General features: G+C 52.5%; 13 protein-coding genes. 3 read left to right on the forward strand and 10 right to left on the reverse strand.

The features are described 5' to 3' along the window. Positions 1-20: 20 nt before the first annotated feature. The 3 genes from cysI to lspA all read right to left on the reverse strand — a co-directional run bounded on the left by cysI (position 21) and on the right by lspA (position 4,407). A complete protein-coding gene (gene cysI / locus P40081_RS22070) occupies positions 21-1,736 on the reverse strand; it encodes an assimilatory sulfite reductase (NADPH) hemoprotein subunit (protein WP_042138471.1) in 1,716 nt (571 codons plus the stop codon). 84 nt (positions 1,737-1,820) lie between these two features. After that, positions 1,821-3,692, reverse strand: coding sequence for an assimilatory sulfite reductase (NADPH) flavoprotein subunit (locus P40081_RS22075; protein ID WP_042141327.1), 1,872 nt, complete (start codon positions 3,690-3,692; stop codon positions 1,821-1,823). A 238-nt stretch (positions 3,693-3,930) separates the two neighbouring features. After that, a complete protein-coding gene (lspA, locus tag P40081_RS22080; protein WP_042138472.1) occupies positions 3,931-4,407 on the reverse strand; it encodes a signal peptidase II in 477 nt (158 codons plus the stop codon). Positions 4,408-4,606: 199 nt separating this feature from the next. Here lspA and P40081_RS22085 point away from each other — a divergent pair, with 199 nt between their 5' ends. Continuing rightward, on the forward strand, positions 4,607-5,311 hold the full coding sequence (locus P40081_RS22085; protein ID WP_042138473.1) for a DUF421 domain-containing protein: 705 nt from the start codon (positions 4,607-4,609) through the stop codon (positions 5,309-5,311). A 126-nt stretch (positions 5,312-5,437) separates the two neighbouring features. Here P40081_RS22085 and P40081_RS22090 read toward each other — a convergent pair whose 3' ends face one another. The 4 genes from P40081_RS22090 to P40081_RS22105 all read right to left on the reverse strand — a co-directional run bounded on the left by P40081_RS22090 (position 5,438) and on the right by P40081_RS22105 (position 11,939). Beyond that, on the reverse strand, positions 5,438-6,412 hold the full coding sequence (locus tag P40081_RS22090; protein WP_042138474.1) for an aldo/keto reductase: 975 nt from the start codon (positions 6,410-6,412) through the stop codon (positions 5,438-5,440). A 222-nt stretch (positions 6,413-6,634) separates the two neighbouring features. Continuing rightward, positions 6,635-9,898: an ATP-binding protein gene (locus P40081_RS36555; protein WP_052421938.1), complete on the reverse strand. Its 3,264-nt coding sequence runs from the start codon at positions 9,896-9,898 to the stop codon at positions 6,635-6,637. Then, a complete protein-coding gene (locus P40081_RS22100; protein WP_042138476.1) occupies positions 9,885-10,256 on the reverse strand; it encodes a response regulator in 372 nt (123 codons plus the stop codon). The genes P40081_RS36555 and P40081_RS22100 overlap by 14 nt, the downstream gene beginning before the upstream one ends. A 48-nt stretch (positions 10,257-10,304) precedes the next feature. Further along, the gene (locus P40081_RS22105; protein ID WP_042138478.1) at positions 10,305-11,939 is read right to left on the reverse strand and encodes a GGDEF domain-containing response regulator; all 1,635 of its coding nucleotides are present in this window, start codon (positions 11,937-11,939) and stop codon (positions 10,305-10,307) included. Positions 11,940-12,185: 246 nt separating this feature from the next. Between P40081_RS22105 and P40081_RS22110 the strand changes: the two genes are divergently transcribed. Together P40081_RS22110 and P40081_RS22115 are read left to right on the forward strand one after the other, a co-directional pair. After that, on the forward strand, positions 12,186-12,455 hold the full coding sequence (locus P40081_RS22110) for an ACT domain-containing protein (protein ID WP_039293974.1): 270 nt from the start codon (positions 12,186-12,188) through the stop codon (positions 12,453-12,455). 33 nt (positions 12,456-12,488) lie between these two features. Beyond that, positions 12,489-13,844 (forward strand): PFL family protein, encoded by a 1,356-nt coding sequence (locus tag P40081_RS22115; protein WP_269323278.1) that lies wholly within the window; start codon positions 12,489-12,491, stop codon positions 13,842-13,844. 119 nt (positions 13,845-13,963) lie between these two features. Here the strand turns inward: P40081_RS22115 and P40081_RS22120 are convergent, their stop codons facing one another. The 3 genes from P40081_RS22120 to P40081_RS22130 form a co-directional block, all read right to left on the reverse strand. Beyond that, a complete protein-coding gene (locus P40081_RS22120) occupies positions 13,964-14,926 on the reverse strand; it encodes a sigma-70 family RNA polymerase sigma factor (protein WP_418793920.1) in 963 nt (320 codons plus the stop codon). A 42-nt stretch (positions 14,927-14,968) separates the two neighbouring features. Then, positions 14,969-15,415 carry a carboxymuconolactone decarboxylase family protein gene (locus tag P40081_RS22125; RefSeq protein WP_042138482.1) on the reverse strand — a complete coding sequence of 149 codons (447 nt, stop codon included), beginning with the start codon at positions 15,413-15,415 and terminating at the stop codon, positions 14,969-14,971. 316 nt (positions 15,416-15,731) lie between these two features. Then, positions 15,732-17,186, reverse strand: a complete 1,455-nt coding sequence (locus P40081_RS22130; RefSeq protein ID WP_042138483.1) for an MFS transporter — start codon at positions 17,184-17,186, stop codon at positions 15,732-15,734. Between the last annotated feature and the right edge of the window lie 53 nt (positions 17,187-17,239).

A 17,239-nucleotide genomic window follows, 5' to 3' on the forward strand; every position in this document is an offset into this window, starting at 1 on the left:
TTCTTTTATTATATGGAAAATTAGTCGTGGAAGTTAAGTCCCGAAGTAACGGCTTTGACATATCCGCTGCGGATCACAAAGTCTCCGAAATGCTCACCGGTACTGCGTTCTTTGGCATAACGGTGAATGATCGGACCGAGAGTGTCCAGAATCTCCTTCTCGTCAATGTTCTCCTTGTACAGCTTGTTCAGCCGGTCTCCGGTAAAGCCGGCACCCAGATACAGATTGTATCTGCCCGGGCCTTTGCCGATGAACGAAATCTCGCCAAGCGCAGGACGGGCGCAGCCATTCGGGCAGCCGGTCATGCGGATGATGATCTCTTCATTACGCAGGCCGGCTTCATCAATGATGACTTCCAGCTTATCGAGCAGAAGCGGCAGATATCGCTCAGCCTCCGCCATCGCAAGACCGCAGGTCGGCAGCGCCACGCAGGACATAGCGCTTCTGCGCAGCGCGGAATGATGAGCTCCGTCGGTCAGCCCGTATTGCTTGGCAAGCTCGGCTACCTTGCGTTTCTTCGCATGGCTGACACCGGCAATGATCAGATTCTGATTCGGCGTCAGGCGGAAATCCCCGCCGTGAATCTTGGCGATCTCCCGCAGGCCGGTCATCAGCGGATACCCCGGGACATCCTGAATCCGTCCGCTCTGGATATACAGCGTCAAATTCCATTTGCCGTCGAAGCCTTTCACCCAGCCGTAGCGGTCGCCGTTGTGGTCGAAATGATATTCACGTGCCGGCTCAAGCGTCCAGCCCAGCCGCTCATGCAGCTCGCCCGTGAACCAGTCCAGACCGTGGCGGTCGATCGTGTACTTGAAGCGGGCGTTCTTGCGGATCGAACGGTTGCCGTAGTCGCGCTGAATGGTGACGGTCTTCTCCGCCAGATCAATCATCTGCTCCGGACGGCAGAAGCCGATAATCCGTCCCAGCTGCGGATATGTGCTGGTATCACCATGCGTCATCCCCATACCGCCGCCGACCGAGACATTGAAGCCGGCCAGCTTCCCGTCTTCCAGAATGGCAATGAAGCCCAGGTCCTGGGAGAATACATCTACATCGTTGGAGGGCGGCACCGCCAGGCCGATCTTGAACTTGCGGGGCAGGTACACAGGCCCGTAAATCGGTTCAACGACCTTGCTGTCCACTACCTTCTCGCCATCCAGCCAGATTTCATGGTAAGCCGCGGTGCGCGGGGCTAAGTGGTCACTGATTTTTCTGGCCCACTCGTTTACCTCGGCATGAACCTCCGACTGATACGGATTGGGGCCGCTCATGACATTGCGGTTGACGTCACCGCAGGCTGCGAGCGTAGTCATCAGCGTATCATTAATTCCCTTGATCGTCTTTTTCAGATTCCACTTGAGTACACCGTGCATTTGAAAAGCCTGTCTTGTTGTAATTCGCAGTGTGCCGTTGCCGTATTTCTGGGCCAGATCGTCCATTACGAGCCATTGCGCCGGTGTCGCCACTCCGCCTGGCGCTACAACACGCAGCATGAACTGGTAAGCAGGCTCCAGCTTGGAGCGTTCACGCTCACTGCGCAAATCCCGGTCATCCTGCATATAACTGCCGTGGAATTTCAGCAGGCGGTTGTCATCCTCCGGCAGCCCTCCGGTGATCGGGTTGCTGAGGGTTTCGACAAGCGCACCCCGCAGATAATTGCTCTCCAGCTTAATATGTTCTACATCACTCGGGGGTCCGCCAATCGGCTTCACCGCTGGTTCATTGTTTGCCACTATTGATCCTCTCCTTCCGCATTGCCTCGCGCTCTTCAAGAATTGTATCGTAAGCCCAGCGGAGATCCCTCCACTGAATATCGTTTAATAGACATCACGCTGATAACGCTGCTCCTGCTGCAGAGTCTCCAGATAAGCGGCTGCCCCTTCCGGGCTCAGTCCGCCTTCCTGCTGGATTACTGTAACCAGCGCAGCGTGTACATCATGGGCCATATGCTTCTCGTCTCCGCATACATAGACATGTGCACCCTCCTGCAGCCAGGTGTACAGCTCCCGGCTCTTCTCCAGAATGCGGTGCTGTACGTAAACTTTCTCGTCCGTATCGCGTGAGAAGGCAACGTCCAGCCTGCTAAGCACACCGTCCTTCAGCATTCTCTGCCAATCCGTCTGGTAGAGGAAGTCTGTGACGAAATGCCGGTCGCCGTAGAACAGCCATGACTTGCCCTGTGCCCCCTGCTCTTCCCGTTCCTCCAGGAAGGAGCGGAACGGGGCGACTCCAGTGCCTGGTCCGATCATGATCACTGGCGTATCCGGATTTGCCGGAAGCTTGAAGTTCGGATTGCTCTGGATGTAGACCGGCAGTGTAGCTCCCGGCTCTGCACGTTCCGCACAATGTACGGAGCAGACCCCGTAGCGTTCACGTCCATGCGACTCATAGCGCACAGCCCGTACCGTGAAGTGCACTTCATCCGGGTTGGCATTGTAGCTGCTGGCAATGGAATACAATCTTGCCGGCAGCTTGCGCAGAATCGTCACGAAGCTGCGGGCCGGAACTTCCCATGGTGCGAAATCCTGAATCAAGTCCAGCAGATCACGCCCATGGATGTAATTCTTCAGCTCCTGCTGCCGGTCCGGGGACAGCAGCTCCTGCAGGGCAGGCGCAGAGTTCAGCTTGGCTGCCTGCTCCAGCAGCGGTTTCGTCAGTACGGTAATTTCATAATGCCGCAGCAATGCTTCATGCAGCGTGCCCTCTTCCCCCTTCTTGTTCAGGGGAACGGTTTCACCCGCCTCCCAGCCCATGGCAGCAATGATCTCCTGCACAAGCTGCGGGTGGTTCTCCGGATAGACTCCGAGCGAATCACCCGGCTCAAATGTAATATTCGAACCGGCCAGCGACAGCTCGAGATGGCGGGTCTCACGGTCTGAGCCGCGTCCGTTCAGATTCAGATTCTCCAGCACCTCGGCATGGAACGGATGATTCCGTGAATATGCCGATTCCAGCGATTCTGCGCTCTCGGCTGCCAGTACAGCATCATCCGCGATCGCCGCAGCCTGCTGCGAACCGGAACCGCTTAGCGAGCGGATAACATGCCCGAACCATTCGGCCACAGGCTCATCATAATCGAGATCGCAGTCCGCACGCGGCGTTAAGCGCTGTGCGCCCAGCTCTTCCAGCTTCTGATCGAAATCTTTCCCGGTCTGGCAGAAGAATTCATAGGAAGTGTCGCCGAGTGCAAGTACCGAGTAACGCAGCTGCGGAAGCTGCGGGGCTCTTTTACTGTAGAGAAATTCATGGAAGGCGCGGGCATTATCCGGCGGTTCGCCTTCACCATGGGTGCTGACCAGCAGCAGCAGATTCTCAATCTTCTTCAGTCCATTCGGCTTGAAGCTGTTCATTGCGGCAACCGTAACCTTGAAGCCCTGCTCTTCCAGCTTGCGCGAGAGGCTCGCCGCCAGCCGCTGGCAGTTTCCGGTCTGGGAGCCGAACAATACGGTCACCTCACGGGATACCTCCGGCTGTGGTATTGTGGCTGTGGACATTAACACTCCTGCTGCCGCTTCAGCAGCAAGGGGGAGCACCGCCGGGCCTGCTTGACCGGTGTCTCCCAGCAGAGACAACGCGGATAAATAACCGCTTAACCATACCTGCTGCGAATGGGTCAGCGTCGGCAGCAGCCGGTTCAGAAGCTCAGCCTGGCTCTCATTAAAGGGACTGTTCGTAACTTGTAATTGCAACAATATCGACCTCTCCTTAACGTGCAATCTTCTATCCTCTTAACATCATGAATTCAGGCTAACACATTAATAAGAAACGATCAACGAAGCAGATAACAGGCATTTTATGGTCACGAAGCATATTAATGGTATAAAACACACAAAACCCGCCTAAATCATAGTAAAAAGCTCTGATTTAGGCGGGTTCATTACAAATAATGATAACTTGTATTAGATAAAATGATAAACCGGAATAGCCTTAGGACCGCTTTTCTTCCCCTGACCGGGCAGCTTTGTGTCCAAAGTGGTCGACCAGCAGGTAGACTGCAATCAGAATTGCCCCGGCATTAATCGCCAGATCCGCCAGATTGAGAATCCCCCCGCGGTTACCGAATACTAGAAAGTCCGTTACCTGATGGTAGATCACACGGTCAATCGCATTGCCGAGCGCTCCGCCGACCAGAAAACCGCTGGCTGCCTCAAGCAAAGGCCCGCGAATCTTGCCCTGCCGCCGGTAATAGAACACTGCCGCTACAAAAACAACAGCGATTATGGAGAAATACCTTCCGTAGCCCTGAAAGGAGCTGAAGGCTGCCCCGCTATTCTCATAATAGACGAACTGCAGGTGCGGACTCCAGAAGGGAATCCTCTCCCCAAGCTCCATATGAGTGCGGACCAGCCATTTGGCGGCTTGGTCAACCAGCACTACCAATATGGAAATCAGATAAAAAAGCATTTGCCGCCACCTCATCCCCCTGTGATATCATCAGAATGATTTCACTTCTCACCTTCTAGTCTATCACAGGTCGGAGCCGGGAATCATCCTGCCAGCTCCAGCGGACAGGCCGCTGTCCCGGCCAGAAGTTGCTTGTTACACGATATGGTGCATTGGTTAAACACTCTTAGATTCATTCATATCTGGAGGGTGGTAGCCAATGGAGTACGGATCGATATTGGTTAAGCTGATTGCCGGTTTTATCGGACTATGGGCAATGACCCGATTGCTGGGCAAGAAAGAGATTTCCGCCCTGACGCCTTTTGACTTCATTTCTGCAGTTATTCTAGGCGATCTGGTCGGTGACACGATTTACGAGAAGGATCATTCGGTACTGAAGCTGCTGTTTGCGCTAGCCGTCTGGTCGGTACTGTCCATCACCTTCGAGAAGATTACCCAACATGTCAGCAAGCTGCGCAAGCCGCTGGAGGGGGAGCCGGAGATTCTCATCCGGGATGGTGCCATTGATCTCCATAAGCTGCGCAAGAACAATCTGGACTTCGAGCAGCTCCGGATGATGCTGCGGGCGAAGGACACCTTTTCTATCAATGAGGTCGCTTATGCGATCTATGAAACGAACGGCTCGCTCAGCATTCTGAAGAAGCCGCAATATGAACCGGTAACCCGGGAAGATCTGGATATTGACGCGAAGGGAGTTTGTCTTCCACAATGCCTCGTTGAATCCGGCAGCATTCAGCGTCCGGCGCTTGAGAGTCTCGGGAAACACGAAAGCTGGCTGCTGCAGGAGCTGCGGAAGAAGGGTTATCCTGAGCTTACGTCAGTGGCTTATGCCGAACTGAATGAAGAAGGGGAGCTGTGCGTCATCGAAGCCGCCACGCATCAGGCAAAACCCGGTGAATTCTGAACAGCTTCTTAGACCCAAACAGTGAAAAGACTTTAACAAAAAAGGGCCGGACTACCTCCCAAAGGATAGTCCGGCCCTTTTTACTTTAATAACTTGAATTTGTATTGAATTATGGCAATTACAATCTTACCAGGCATAAGCTTCCGGTGCCGGCTTGCCCGGTCCGGGGAAAATCTCGTCCAGCTTCTTCAGCACAGCTTCTTCCAGTACTATCTCCGTAACACGCAGCGAATCCTCGAACTGCTCTATCGTACGCGGCCCGATAATCGGCGCTGTTACAGCCGGATTGGCGAGTACCCAGGCCAGAGCAACCTGATCCTCATGCTCGCCAAGCTCCTTGCAGAGCGCGGAGAATTGCTCCAGCTGGCTGCGGTGCTGCTCCAGCTTGGCCGAGCGGGCGCTGCGCACACCCGTCTTGGACAAGGCGTTGCGGCCGAGCAAGCCTCCGGCCAGCGGACTCCATGGAATGACGCCCAGCCCCAGCTCCTTGGATGCCGGCAGCACTTCAAGCTCCGGTGTCCGTTCCAGCAGGTTATACAAATGCTGCTCGGACACAAGGCCGAGGAAATGGCGTTCTTTGGCCTTAGCCTGCGCAGCGGCGATATGCCAGCCGGCGAAATTGCTGGAGCCGATATAATCAGCTTTGCCCTGGGAGACAAGAATTTCAAATGCGCCCCACAGCTCTTCCCAGGATACATTCCGGTCAATATGATGCATCTGGTAAAGCTCAATATGATCCGTCTGCAGACGTTTCAATGAGCCTTCGAAATGCCGTCTGATCTTATAAGCGGACAAGCCGGAGCCGGAATTGGGTCCGTCCTGCTCGTCGAACATGTCATTGTACACCTTGGTGGCCAGCACAACCTTCTCGCGCCGTCCGTCCCCCTGCTGAAACCAGCGGCCGATAATTTCCTCGGTCCAGCCGCGGCGGTCCTGGCCGCCGTACACATTGGCCGTATCGAAGAAATTGATTCCCGCATCCAATGCGGCATCCATAATCCTGAACGCTTCCTTCTCCTCGGTTTCCGGCCCGAAATTCATCGTGCCCAGACATAATTGACTGACCTTCAAACCGGATTTACCCAAATAGCTGTACTTCATCGCATTTCCTCCCATTCATTTCGGTTAGGTTGTCTGCATCGGGTCTAATATAATCCTTAGAGTAGGCTCTAAGGCAAGCTTTTTGTTGAACAAACTTCAAAATGCAGTATGACTGGGCCGGACAAAAAATAAGCCCTCCGCGAAGAAGGACTTGTTCAATGAATATATATAATCAGCTTAAGATTGCATTCACTCTATATAACTATGTTCTCTATTATACGCCTACTGCTCAGTTCCCCCGCTGTCCGGGAAAAGAACCTCACCCGTCTTCAGCTCGATTTGCACAATATCCTGCAAGGTATTCGACAGCTCGCCCGGCGGATACGGTTTGGTCAGATATTTCTGCACTTTATCCATCATGCTCTTATCTTCCTTATCCAGCGCCGAGGAGATGACAATCGGCACATTCTCCGTGCGGGGATCATTCTTCAGCATACGGATCAGATCCCAGCCGTCCAGCTCTTCGCCGAGCATCAGATCCACGACGATAGCTACAAAAGGCGTCTTCACCGCCTGATCAAATGCTTTTTGCGGATGATAGTGGTGAGTCACTCTGAAGCCTTTGCCCTTAAGCTCCTCAGAGAGCAGCAGGGACAGGCTGTAATCGTCCTCGACGATCATCACATTCGGCTTCTGCTCCTTGTCGGCACTCCATTTATGCGGCTCCTCTTCATGACGGCTGCTCTCCGCATGGAGGACCGGCAGGCTGAACCACACCGTGGTGCCTTCCCCTTCAACCGAATCAATTCCGATCATACCCTTCTGCTTCTCAATGATCTCCTTGCAGATCGCAAGTCCGAGACCCGTTCCGCCAATCCGCTTGGATGCACTGTTATCCACCCGGCGGAATTTCTGGAACAGCTGTCCGATCTGATTCTTCGGAATCCCGAGTCCATGGTCCTGAATCCGGACCATAACCGAATCCCGCTCATTATGCAGCGTTACCTTAATCTCATTGCTGCCTGGAGAGAACTTGATGGCGTTGCTCAGCAGGTTGGTCAGCACCTGGATAATCTTGTCTTTATCCACCTCGACCTCGGCGTTCAGCGCCTCATCCTCCAGAAGGATATGGTGGGTACCGCTAAGCTTGTACTGGTCAATTACACTTAGAACGGTCTCGCTGAGATTGACCGGCTCTGCATTGTACAGCTGTGTGCCGGATTCCATACGCTGCAGGTCAAGGAAATCATTGATCAGCTCGGTCAGACGTTTGGCTTCCTTATGAATCGTTTCCAGATATTTCAGCTGCTTCTCCGGCTTCATTGTCTTGGATAACAGCAGCTCGGTGAAGCCCAGAACACTGGACAGCGGTGTCCGCAGCTCATGGCTGACGGTACTGACCAGCTCCGACTTCATCAGATCCAGCTCGTATTCACGGGTGATATCCCGGTGTACAAACAGAGTTCCCACCCGCGCTTCGCGGCGGAACACGGGAATCGCATAGACGTCGACATGCTTCATCGCTTCCTTGCCCAGGGAATACTTCATCGTGCTGGAATCCACGGAGTGCAAGGACATCGCTTTCTGATAGAACTGCCCCATCTCTTCCGATTCATTAACGCGCTCTATGAAGTGGTCCATCCAGCGCTCTTTGGGAATCAGCATCCCCTCGGTCCATTCATCATAGTCGAACAATTGGCTGAGAGCCTTGTTGATGTGCTGGATGACGCCTTCCGTGTTGACGAACTGGATGCCTTCATTGACATTGTTGACAATATCCCGGTTCAGCTTGCGGCCATTCTCGATTTCCTCATACATGAACAAACGCTCGATGGCCAGCGCCACCCGGTTCATCATCCCTTGAATTTCGCTGATTTCCTCTTCGGTGAAGGAATGCCCGATTCGTGTACCGCAGAAGATCGCCAGGATCTCATCCTCGGCATTGACTACAGTTGTATAGAAATCATAGCAGTAAACTTCTTTGGCGGAGATCCCCTGCTCTCTCGGGACTCCGGTCCGTTTCACAATATAGGACTTCTCCGTGCTCATCCGGTATAACATATCTTTGTTGTTTGCATCAATATAGCGCTCCACATTCTCCTGCGGAACCCCTTTGACCACCGATATCTTATCTTTGACCAGCAGAAAAAGACTGCTGTCGAACGAGTACAGCCGGTTCATGAACCTGCTGAATTTCTCGGCAAATTCCTGCTTGTCCAGCGTGTAGGTAATTTCATGATTGAGCTGGTTGTTAAGCTCCAGCATGATGGTGGTCTGCTCCGTGCTTTTCAGCGTCTCGGCCAGCTCCTGCTGGACACTCTTCATGGAGGTAATGTTGTTGGCAATCAGAATGTACTGGTAAATCTGACCCTCATCATTCAGATACGGCATGACCGTCAGCTGGAGCCAGACAGCAGAACCATCTTTTGCCACAATCTGCGACTCATCGCTCCATACACCGCCAGTCGACAGCTTGCGTATAATCTGCTCCATCGAAGTATCCGAAATATTATGCAGCTCAAACAAACGGAAGGTGTATCCGACAATCTCGGCGTTCTTGTAGCCGGTGTAGACGCTAATGTTATCATTGGCATACGTGAATACGCCCTTGCTGGACAGAATGGCTACGGCGGAGGTCTGGTTCAGCGCCTTCATCATACTTTCGATTTCGCTGAGTGAACGCTCCAGCTTGAACTGCTGATCCTGCAGCTCATCCTGCTGGGCATGCAGCTCTTCATTCTGCATCATCAGCTCTTCTTCTTTATCCTGGATACTCCGGGCCATATTAAGGAAGGCCTCATAAAGGCGGCCGATCTCATCCTGCTTATGCAGCTTACCGAGCAGAACAGCCTCGCCTGCCGCCAGCGAATTCGTTGCTTCTTCCAGCTTAACAATCGGATCAAGCACCACTCTAAGCATCCGCCAGATCATCAGGGTGAAGAATAACACCAGTACAGCGCTGAGCCCGAAGGCGATAAATGTGAAGGTATCCGCCTGCCTGATGGACTGAGAAGCCATGGCGTTCAGCTTGCTGTCCGAGCTTGTTTTGAACTCTTGGGTATAGGCCAGAAATTCATTCAGAGCCTGGGTGCTGCCGCCTTGAGAGAGATTGCGGATACCGGTATAATCATCGTTCTCCACCAGCCGGATCGCTTCAGGAAGGGTCTTGGTTTTGTACTGCTCATAGAATAACTTCAGATCATCCCGGTATTGAGCTTCTTCAAGCGACAGATTCAGAGCCGAATATTGCTCCAGAATTCCGTCAAGGCCCGTGAGTGCAGCATTCAGCAGCTTAAGCTCACCGTCGCTTTTGAGGGCAACATAACCTCTGGCCCGGAAAAAGACATCATTCAGCGTCGCCGCCAGCTCATTGATGGTCTCAGTCTTATGCTGCAATACACCGCGGTCATGCTTCAGCTTGTCCTGCTGGTTATTGATGTAGAAGAACAGGCCGATACCAGATAACATAATTGCAATAAACAGGATAAAGATAATCCGGAAATACTTGGTTTTGATGCTCACATCCGCAAGCTTATGGTTTCTCACTAAGAATGCCCTCCACGATCTGCAGCAGCTCCATCGGGCTGAACGGTTTAGGCATGAAATAACGCGCTCCGGCTTCCCTCGCCCGGTTACGGTCCATTTCCTGTGCTTTGGCTGTCAGCATCATAATAGGGGTCTTGTTCTTCAGCTCTTCATTCAGCTCACCGAGCACTTCAATTCCGGTCATTTCCGGCATCATATAGTCCAGAATCACGAGATCATAGGGGTCTGAAGTAAGCCGCGTTAGCGCCTCAACCCCATTCTCGGCGGTATGAATCTCTACGTCCTCCAGATCCTCCAGCGTATCTTCAATCAGCATGCGCAGTACATCTTCGTCGTCCACAATCAGTATTTTTTGCATAAACACTCACTCTCACTTTCAGTTCATCCACGGCTGGATACATTGCTATTAGAACAAGAATCTGTGGGCCAGGCGCTCAATCCGGGACAGCAGCTCCGGCACATGAAACGGCTTAATCACATAATCGTCCGCCCCCAGCTGCAGGGCATGGATAATATCGCGCTGATTATTGCGGCCTGTCAGCATAATCACCAGGATGTTCACTTCAGGATAGCCGCTGCGGATCTTCTCCAGAACCTCAAGCCCGTCGAGGCCGGGCATCACCCCGTCCAGCAGAATAATGTACTTCTCCTCCGGAACATACCAGTCCGATTTCAGAAAAAGCTCGCCGTCGGCATAACTGTTCACTTTCATTCCGGCGATATTCCCCGGCTCCCAGGAGGCGAAATTGCCGGTAATAATTCTGCGGATCAGCGGATCATCATCAACAATAATTACATTGAGTACCGTTTCCCTCTGGCCCGTTAACATTCCCTCGCTGTACAAGGTTGTCTGGTTTCGTCCGCTATACTTGCTGGAATACAAAGCCTGGTCTGCCTCGTCAATTAGTTTATCGGTATCCTGCTGCCGTTCGCTTATCTCTGTAATGCCGCAGGAGAAGGTAACATGGAAGTTTTCCCGTTTGGCACAGAATTCCCTGGAAGCGAATTTCTCCTGAATCCGTTCAATGACAAGCAGCGCTGAGTCCGCAGAGGTATTTGGCATGAACAGGGCGAATTCCTCTCCCCCGTAGCGGCACAGCGTATCTTCCGTACGAATTGAATCTCTGACCAGCTCCGAAAAAGTCTGCAGGACCTCGTCCCCCACAAGATGACCATACGTATCGTTGACATGCTTAAAGTAATCCAGATCCAGCAGCGCGAGCGAGAACGTCCGGCCCGTCCGTCTGAAGTCAGATGAGAGCATCTTCAGGGTCTGATTGAAATATTTCCGGTTAAAAGCACCCGTCAGCTCATCTACAATGATGGACTCCTGCCATTCTTTTTTCAGTTCAAACCGGTTCTTGATCAGCACCAGGAACAGGTCGATATCCACCGGCTTCCGGATGTAATCCATCACACCGAGCGAATAGGCATATTTCTGGACTTCCTTGGAGTGTTCACCGCTGATGATAATGATCGGAATCCGCTCTTTTTTGGCTTTGCCGATAATCTGGTTGAGCACATCAATCCCGCTGCGGTCCGGCAGCAGAATATCCAGCAGAATTAAATCCGGCTTGGTCTCATAAAAAATCTTAAGTCCGCGTTCAGCGGACAGGGCAATGCTTACATAGTATGACTGCTTCTCCAGCGACTCGCGCAAAAAAGCCACCAGCTCCACATCATCGTCAATGACCAGAATTTCGTACTGCTGGTGGGTGCTGCCATGGGACAAAGCAATTCCCGGAATCTGGGGAGGCACTGCACCTGTAATTTCAGGCTCATCAAACAGCTCCAGCAGCGGATATAAATAATCCCCCCACTCGGCTTCCGTCCAGCTTCTATGGTTATCATCCGAGAAATAGAGCAGAGAATTGCCGGAGAACGCCTCCACCGCGTCAAGGCCCACTGTCCCGGAAGTGCCTTTTAAATTATGCAGAAAGCGATAGATATCCCTTTCCTCAACTGCCGGCTGCTGCGACCACTTCTGCAAGGTTTGTCTGGTTCGCTGTTCAACCAGCTCTTTATATTTTCTCGTTGTCATAATAGCTCCTTCAGTTCGTTCCTTCATATCAATAGTTCATTCAAACCTTCAATTAATCATATTTTTAAGGCGGTGTCAATTTTAATCTGTTTTTGTCGAATTGCAAGCTCAAATCTCTGATCAGCCCTACAAAAAAGCTTTGGTTGATAACCTTCTATTCATTTGACATAATAATTGAAACCGTTCATTCCGTTAAAGCGGCAGCGGGCGGAGAAAACAGAGTAATCTATAATAGGAGGCTTTCAATTGAAGGGGATTATTACGGTACTGGGAAAAGACAAAGTCGGAATTATTGCCAAAGTATGTACATACCTCGCAGAACACAATCTGAATATTCTGGATATTTCCCAGACGATTGTGCAGGACTATTTCAATATGATGATGATTGTGGACATTTCCGCACCCTCTAAGTCCTTCGAGGAAATCGCACGGGATCTGCAGCATGTCGGTGAGGACATCGGTGTGGAAATCAAGCTTCAGCATGAAGATATCTTCAATATTATGCACCGGATCTAGCCGGGCGGCAAAGAGAGGAACAACCATACTATGATCTCAATTGGAGAAGTACAGGAAACCAATAAAATGATCCGGGAAATGAACCTGGACGTGCGTACGATTACCATGGGCATCAGTCTGATGGACTGCGCGCATACGGATATGAAGATCTTTAACCGCAATGTGTATGACAAAATTACCCGTTCCGCCGAAAAGCTCGTGAAGACGGGTGAAGATCTGGAGCGTCAATTCGGCGTGCCGATTGTGAACAAGCGTATTTCCGTAACTCCGATCTCAATTGCTGCCGGCGCCGTACATACCGATACTTATGTTCCTGTAGCACAGATTCTCGACAAGGCGGCCAAGGAGGTTGGCGTCAACTTTATCGGCGGTTACTCCGCACTGGTTCAGAAAGGCTGTACCAAAGGCGACCGGATTCTGATCGACAGCATCCCGGAAGCGCTGGCAGTGACGGAACGTGTCTGCTCCTCCGTGAATGTCGGCTCCTCGCGCAGCGGCATCAACATGGACGCCGTGAAGCTGATGGGCGATATTATCATCCAGACTGCACAGCGCACCAAAGACCGCGATTCCATCGGCTGCGCCAAGCTGGTCGTCTTCTGTAACGCCGTTGAGGATAACCCGTTCATGGCCGGAGCCTTCCACGGTGTCGGCGAACGGGAATGTGTCATTAATGTAGGCGTCAGCGGTCCCGGCGTAATCAAGCGGGCGCTGGAAGAGGTGAAGGGACAGGACTTCGAGACGCTGTGCGAGACCATTAAGCGTACCGCCTTCAAGGTTACCCGCGTCGGGCAGCTCGTTGCCCAGGAAGCCTCCAAACGGCTGAATGTGCCCTTCGGCATCATCGATCTGTCGCTGGCTCCTACACCTGAAATCGGCGACTCCATCGCCGAGATCTTTCAGGTCATGGGTCTTGAAGAAGCTGGAGCTCCCGGCACCACGGCTGCGCTGGCCATTCTTAACGACAATGTCAAAAAAGGCGGGGTCATGGCCTCCTCCTATGTCGGCGGCTTAAGCGGCGCGTTCATCCCGGTCAGTGAAGACCACGGCATGATCCAGGCTGTTCAGCGCGGTGCACTGACGCTGGAGAAGCTCGAAGCAATGACTTGCGTGTGCTCCGTCGGCCTCGACATGATTGCCATTCCGGGCAGCACCAGCAAGGAGACCATCTCGGGTATCATCGCCGATGAAGCGGCGATCGGCATGGTCAATAACAAGACAACCGCGGTCCGCGTCATTCCGGTTATCGGCAAGGAAGTCGGCGAAATGGTTGAGTTCGGCGGCCTGCTGGGTTATGCACCGGTCATGGCGGTCAACCCGTTCAATTGTGCAGGCTTCGTTAACCGCGGCGGACGTATTCCGGCGCCGATCCACAGCTTCAAGAACTAGTACACCCTAATAGAGACAGGACGGCTGATTGAGCACCGCCCTTAAGAACTTAAGAACATAAAGACCCGTTACCTCTCCCGGCAGGGATGGATAACGGGTCTTTATGTTATGCCCCCGGATTAACTCCGCGGCGTCTCCGGATGAACTGTAATACGGCTCATTTTGGCCGGGTCCATCATTAGGTAGATGTTCTGGATCTGCTCGCCGCTCCGGTCCGGAATCAGACAGATCACTCCTTTGATCTCCCCCTGATGGGTGAAGATCAGGCCTGGCTCGCCATTGACTATTCCATAATGCTGTTCCCATTCCCGCAGATAATGCATCACCCTGCGTGAGGTCAGAAGCGCCAGCACGCCTTTGCGGCCGGTCATCGGCCGGAGAATCGTATGCACTTCCTGTCCGCCGCCGTCAGCAACCAGCACAGGATGTTCCCCCAGCAGCTTCAGCATGCCGCCGACATCATAAGAGGTGAATGCGGCAGTGAAGCTCCGCAGCAGATTCTCTTTGACAGCTCCGTAACCGGGAGAAGGGGAAGGCGATGTAGCCGCACGCTCCGCCTGCAGTGTGCGCTTCGCCCGGCTGAAGATCTGCCGGCAGTTGCTCTCCGTCTTGCCCACCATCCCGGCAATTTCCTCGTAGTCGTACTGGAATGCCTCACGCAGCACAAATACGGCCCGCTCCGTTGGCGCCAGACGTTCCAGCAGCACCAGAAAAGCATACGATAGGCTATCCTTCCGCTCCGCCTCCGCTTCCGGACCATCATACCCTGTGCTGACCGGCTCCGGCAGCCACTCTCCGATATAGGTCTCTCTCCGGCTCCGCGCAGAATTCAGCATATTCAGGCAGCGGTTGGTTACGCCCTTGGCCACATAGGCTTTGATATTCTGGATACCGCTCCGGTCCCGGCGCTGGAGCTCAGCAAACGTATCCTGAACAGCATCCTCCGCATCCGCAACCACACCTAACATCCGGTAGGCAATGGAGAATGCATAACCTTTATAATTCTGATACAGCTCCTCCATACCTAAACTCTCTGCAGACGGACTCTCAGCCTCTAAGCCTTCTTTATCCCGGACCTCCACGCGCTGCCCCTCCTTCACCCTTACGGCTATCCTAACTCAAGCTCAGCTGAAACATCCGGGGAACATTCCCGTGGTAATGGCAATCCGGTTCCAGCTATTGATCGTATTGATCGCCATAATCCAGTCTACCATTTCCTCTTCGCTGAAATGCTCCAGCACCTTGTGATACAGCTCCTGCGGAACACCTGCCTGGCTGATCAGGGTAACATGCTCGGCGAATTCCAGCAGCACCCGTTCTTTATCAGTGAATATCTGCGCTTCACGCCAGACACTCAGCAGCAGAATATGATCGGCATAGTTGCCCAGCTTCATCAGATCCTTGGCATGCATATCCAGACAGAACGCACAGCCGTTAATTTGGGAGACCCGTATTTTGACCAGTTCATACAGTACTTTATCCTTGCTGCGGCTTCCTGCATGCTGCTCCAGTGTCATCATTGCCCGGAAAGCCGGCGCGTTAACCTCACGATAATTCATTCTCAGACTCATGTCCAATCGCCTCCATTAATGTTCTACATACCTGTAGACAAGACGGGGCTGTGGTTTGTGACAGATATCTAAATGTTATTTTGGATTACACCCGGTCAAGTTCAATCAAAATAGCATTAATGTTGTACGTACTGCAACTTAGACACATAGAAATCTGTGTGTTTGGTAGGATTGTTGCAGAAAATACAGGAATTTTCGCACTAAGCAGCTTGGAAGATAAAAATTGCTGCCATTTGTACAACAATTATGGATTATGGCCGAGATTATGAGGGAAATGTTGTATTTTGTGCAGGATTCTAAAAAGGAGTAGTCAGCTTCACGCGTTCAACCTCTTAGCCCTGCGGGACGAGAACAGCCGCCAGCCGGTCAGCAGCGCCGATAACAGACAGATGGAAGACGAGGTCATGAAGACAACATGCATCCCCGAGAGGAAAATGTCCGGTCGTCCTTCGATCAGTCCGGTCACCCGGTAGCCTGCCCTGCTGCTCATCACGTTGAACAGGATGGACGTAGCAACAGTGATTCCCACGACCATCCCTACATTGCGGACCAGCGAATTCACACTGCCTGCGGAGCCAAGCTGGGTACGCGGCACGGTCGACATCACAAGTGAATTGTTCGGCGAGCCGAACAAACCGCTGCCGATTCCGAGCATGGCAATCCATACGCCGACCAGCAGAACCGGACTGCCTTCATGCAGCCGGGCCAGCCCGAACTGGGCAATGACCATAACAATCAGCCCGGCAAAGGTCAGCAGCTCTGAACCAATCTTATCGGACAACGCCCCGCTAAGCGGCGCGACAATGACCATCGAGATCGGAAAGAGCATCAGCAGGAAGCCTGCACTGAAGGGTGACATATTCAGCATATTCTGTGCATAGAACGGCGCAATAATGTTGAAGCAGAAGTTGGAGACAAATACCAGAAAAGCACAGAAAATACTCAGTGAGAACAGCGGATTCTTAAACAGCGACAGCTGGAGCAGCGGCTGCTTGCGGCGCAGCTCCACCATCACAAAAGCAATAAAGGTTATAGCAGCCGCGATCAGGGAGGCCAGAATCCGGTTATCCCTGTATCCAAGCTGCTGGCCAAGCAGCAGACCGGCGAATAAAGTAACAATAAAGACAGCAAATAGCATGCTGCCGGGAAGATCGATTCTGGACTTCACCCGGACGAGATCCTTCGGCAGCACCTTCCAGCCGAGCACAATCGCAATCAGTCCAATCGGAACATTTACCCAGAAAATATATTCCCAGCCCATAGTGGATACAATGATCCCCCCGAGACTTGGCCCGGCTATACTGCCCAGTGATACGAAGGTTCCGATCAGTCCCAATGCCTTGCCCCGTTCGGTGGACGGGAAAATATCCGTAACAATCCCCTGGCTGTTCGCCATAGTCATCGAAGCGCCGACCGCCTGAACCACGCGCGCCGCAATCAGCAGCGGCAGACTGTGGCTTAGACCGCAGAGCAGGGAGCCGGCGGTGAATATAATCATGCCTAATTTAAAAATCCTGATCTTCCCGGCAATATCGCCCAGCTTCCCGAAGAACAGGATGACAGTGCAGATGGCCATCAAATATCCGGTAGTCACCCATTCTACTTGAGCAACCGGCAGCTGCAGCTCCTTCACCAGCACCGGCAGCGCAATATTCACAATACTTCCGTCCAGTGTTGACATAAATGTAAATAAATTCAGGACGATCAGAATAATCCAGCGTTTCCTCTGAATCACTGCATCCTCCTGGTATGTAGCACCTATACTGCTCATCTGCAAACACCCTCTTGCGTCATATTTCAAAACTAGTTGCATGCGCAACAAAA

Source organism: Paenibacillus sp. FSL P4-0081, assembly GCF_000758565.1.
Classification (GTDB): Bacteria; Bacillota; Bacilli; order Paenibacillales; family Paenibacillaceae; genus Paenibacillus_AQ; species Paenibacillus_AQ phytohabitans.

Coding starts and splice junctions, on each gene's coding strand:
- P40081_RS22090 (WP_042138474.1), bottom strand. CDS start 6,412: ATGAAGTACAGCTATTTGGGTAAATCCGGTTTGAAGGTCAGTCAATTA.
- P40081_RS22105 (WP_042138478.1), bottom strand. CDS start 11,939: ATGACAACGAGAAAATATAAAGAGCTGGTTGAACAGCGAACCAGACAA.
- P40081_RS22100 (WP_042138476.1), bottom strand. CDS start 10,256: ATGCAAAAAATACTGATTGTGGACGACGAAGATGTACTGCGCATGCTG.
- P40081_RS22125 (WP_042138482.1), bottom strand. CDS start 15,415: ATGAGTCTGAGAATGAATTATCGTGAGGTTAACGCGCCGGCTTTCCGG.
- P40081_RS22130 (WP_042138483.1), bottom strand. CDS start 17,186: ATGAGCAGTATAGGTGCTACATACCAGGAGGATGCAGTGATTCAGAGG.
- lspA (WP_042138472.1), bottom strand. CDS start 4,407: ATGCTTTTTTATCTGATTTCCATATTGGTAGTGCTGGTTGACCAAGCC.
- P40081_RS22085 (WP_042138473.1), top strand. CDS start 4,607: ATGGAGTACGGATCGATATTGGTTAAGCTGATTGCCGGTTTTATCGGA.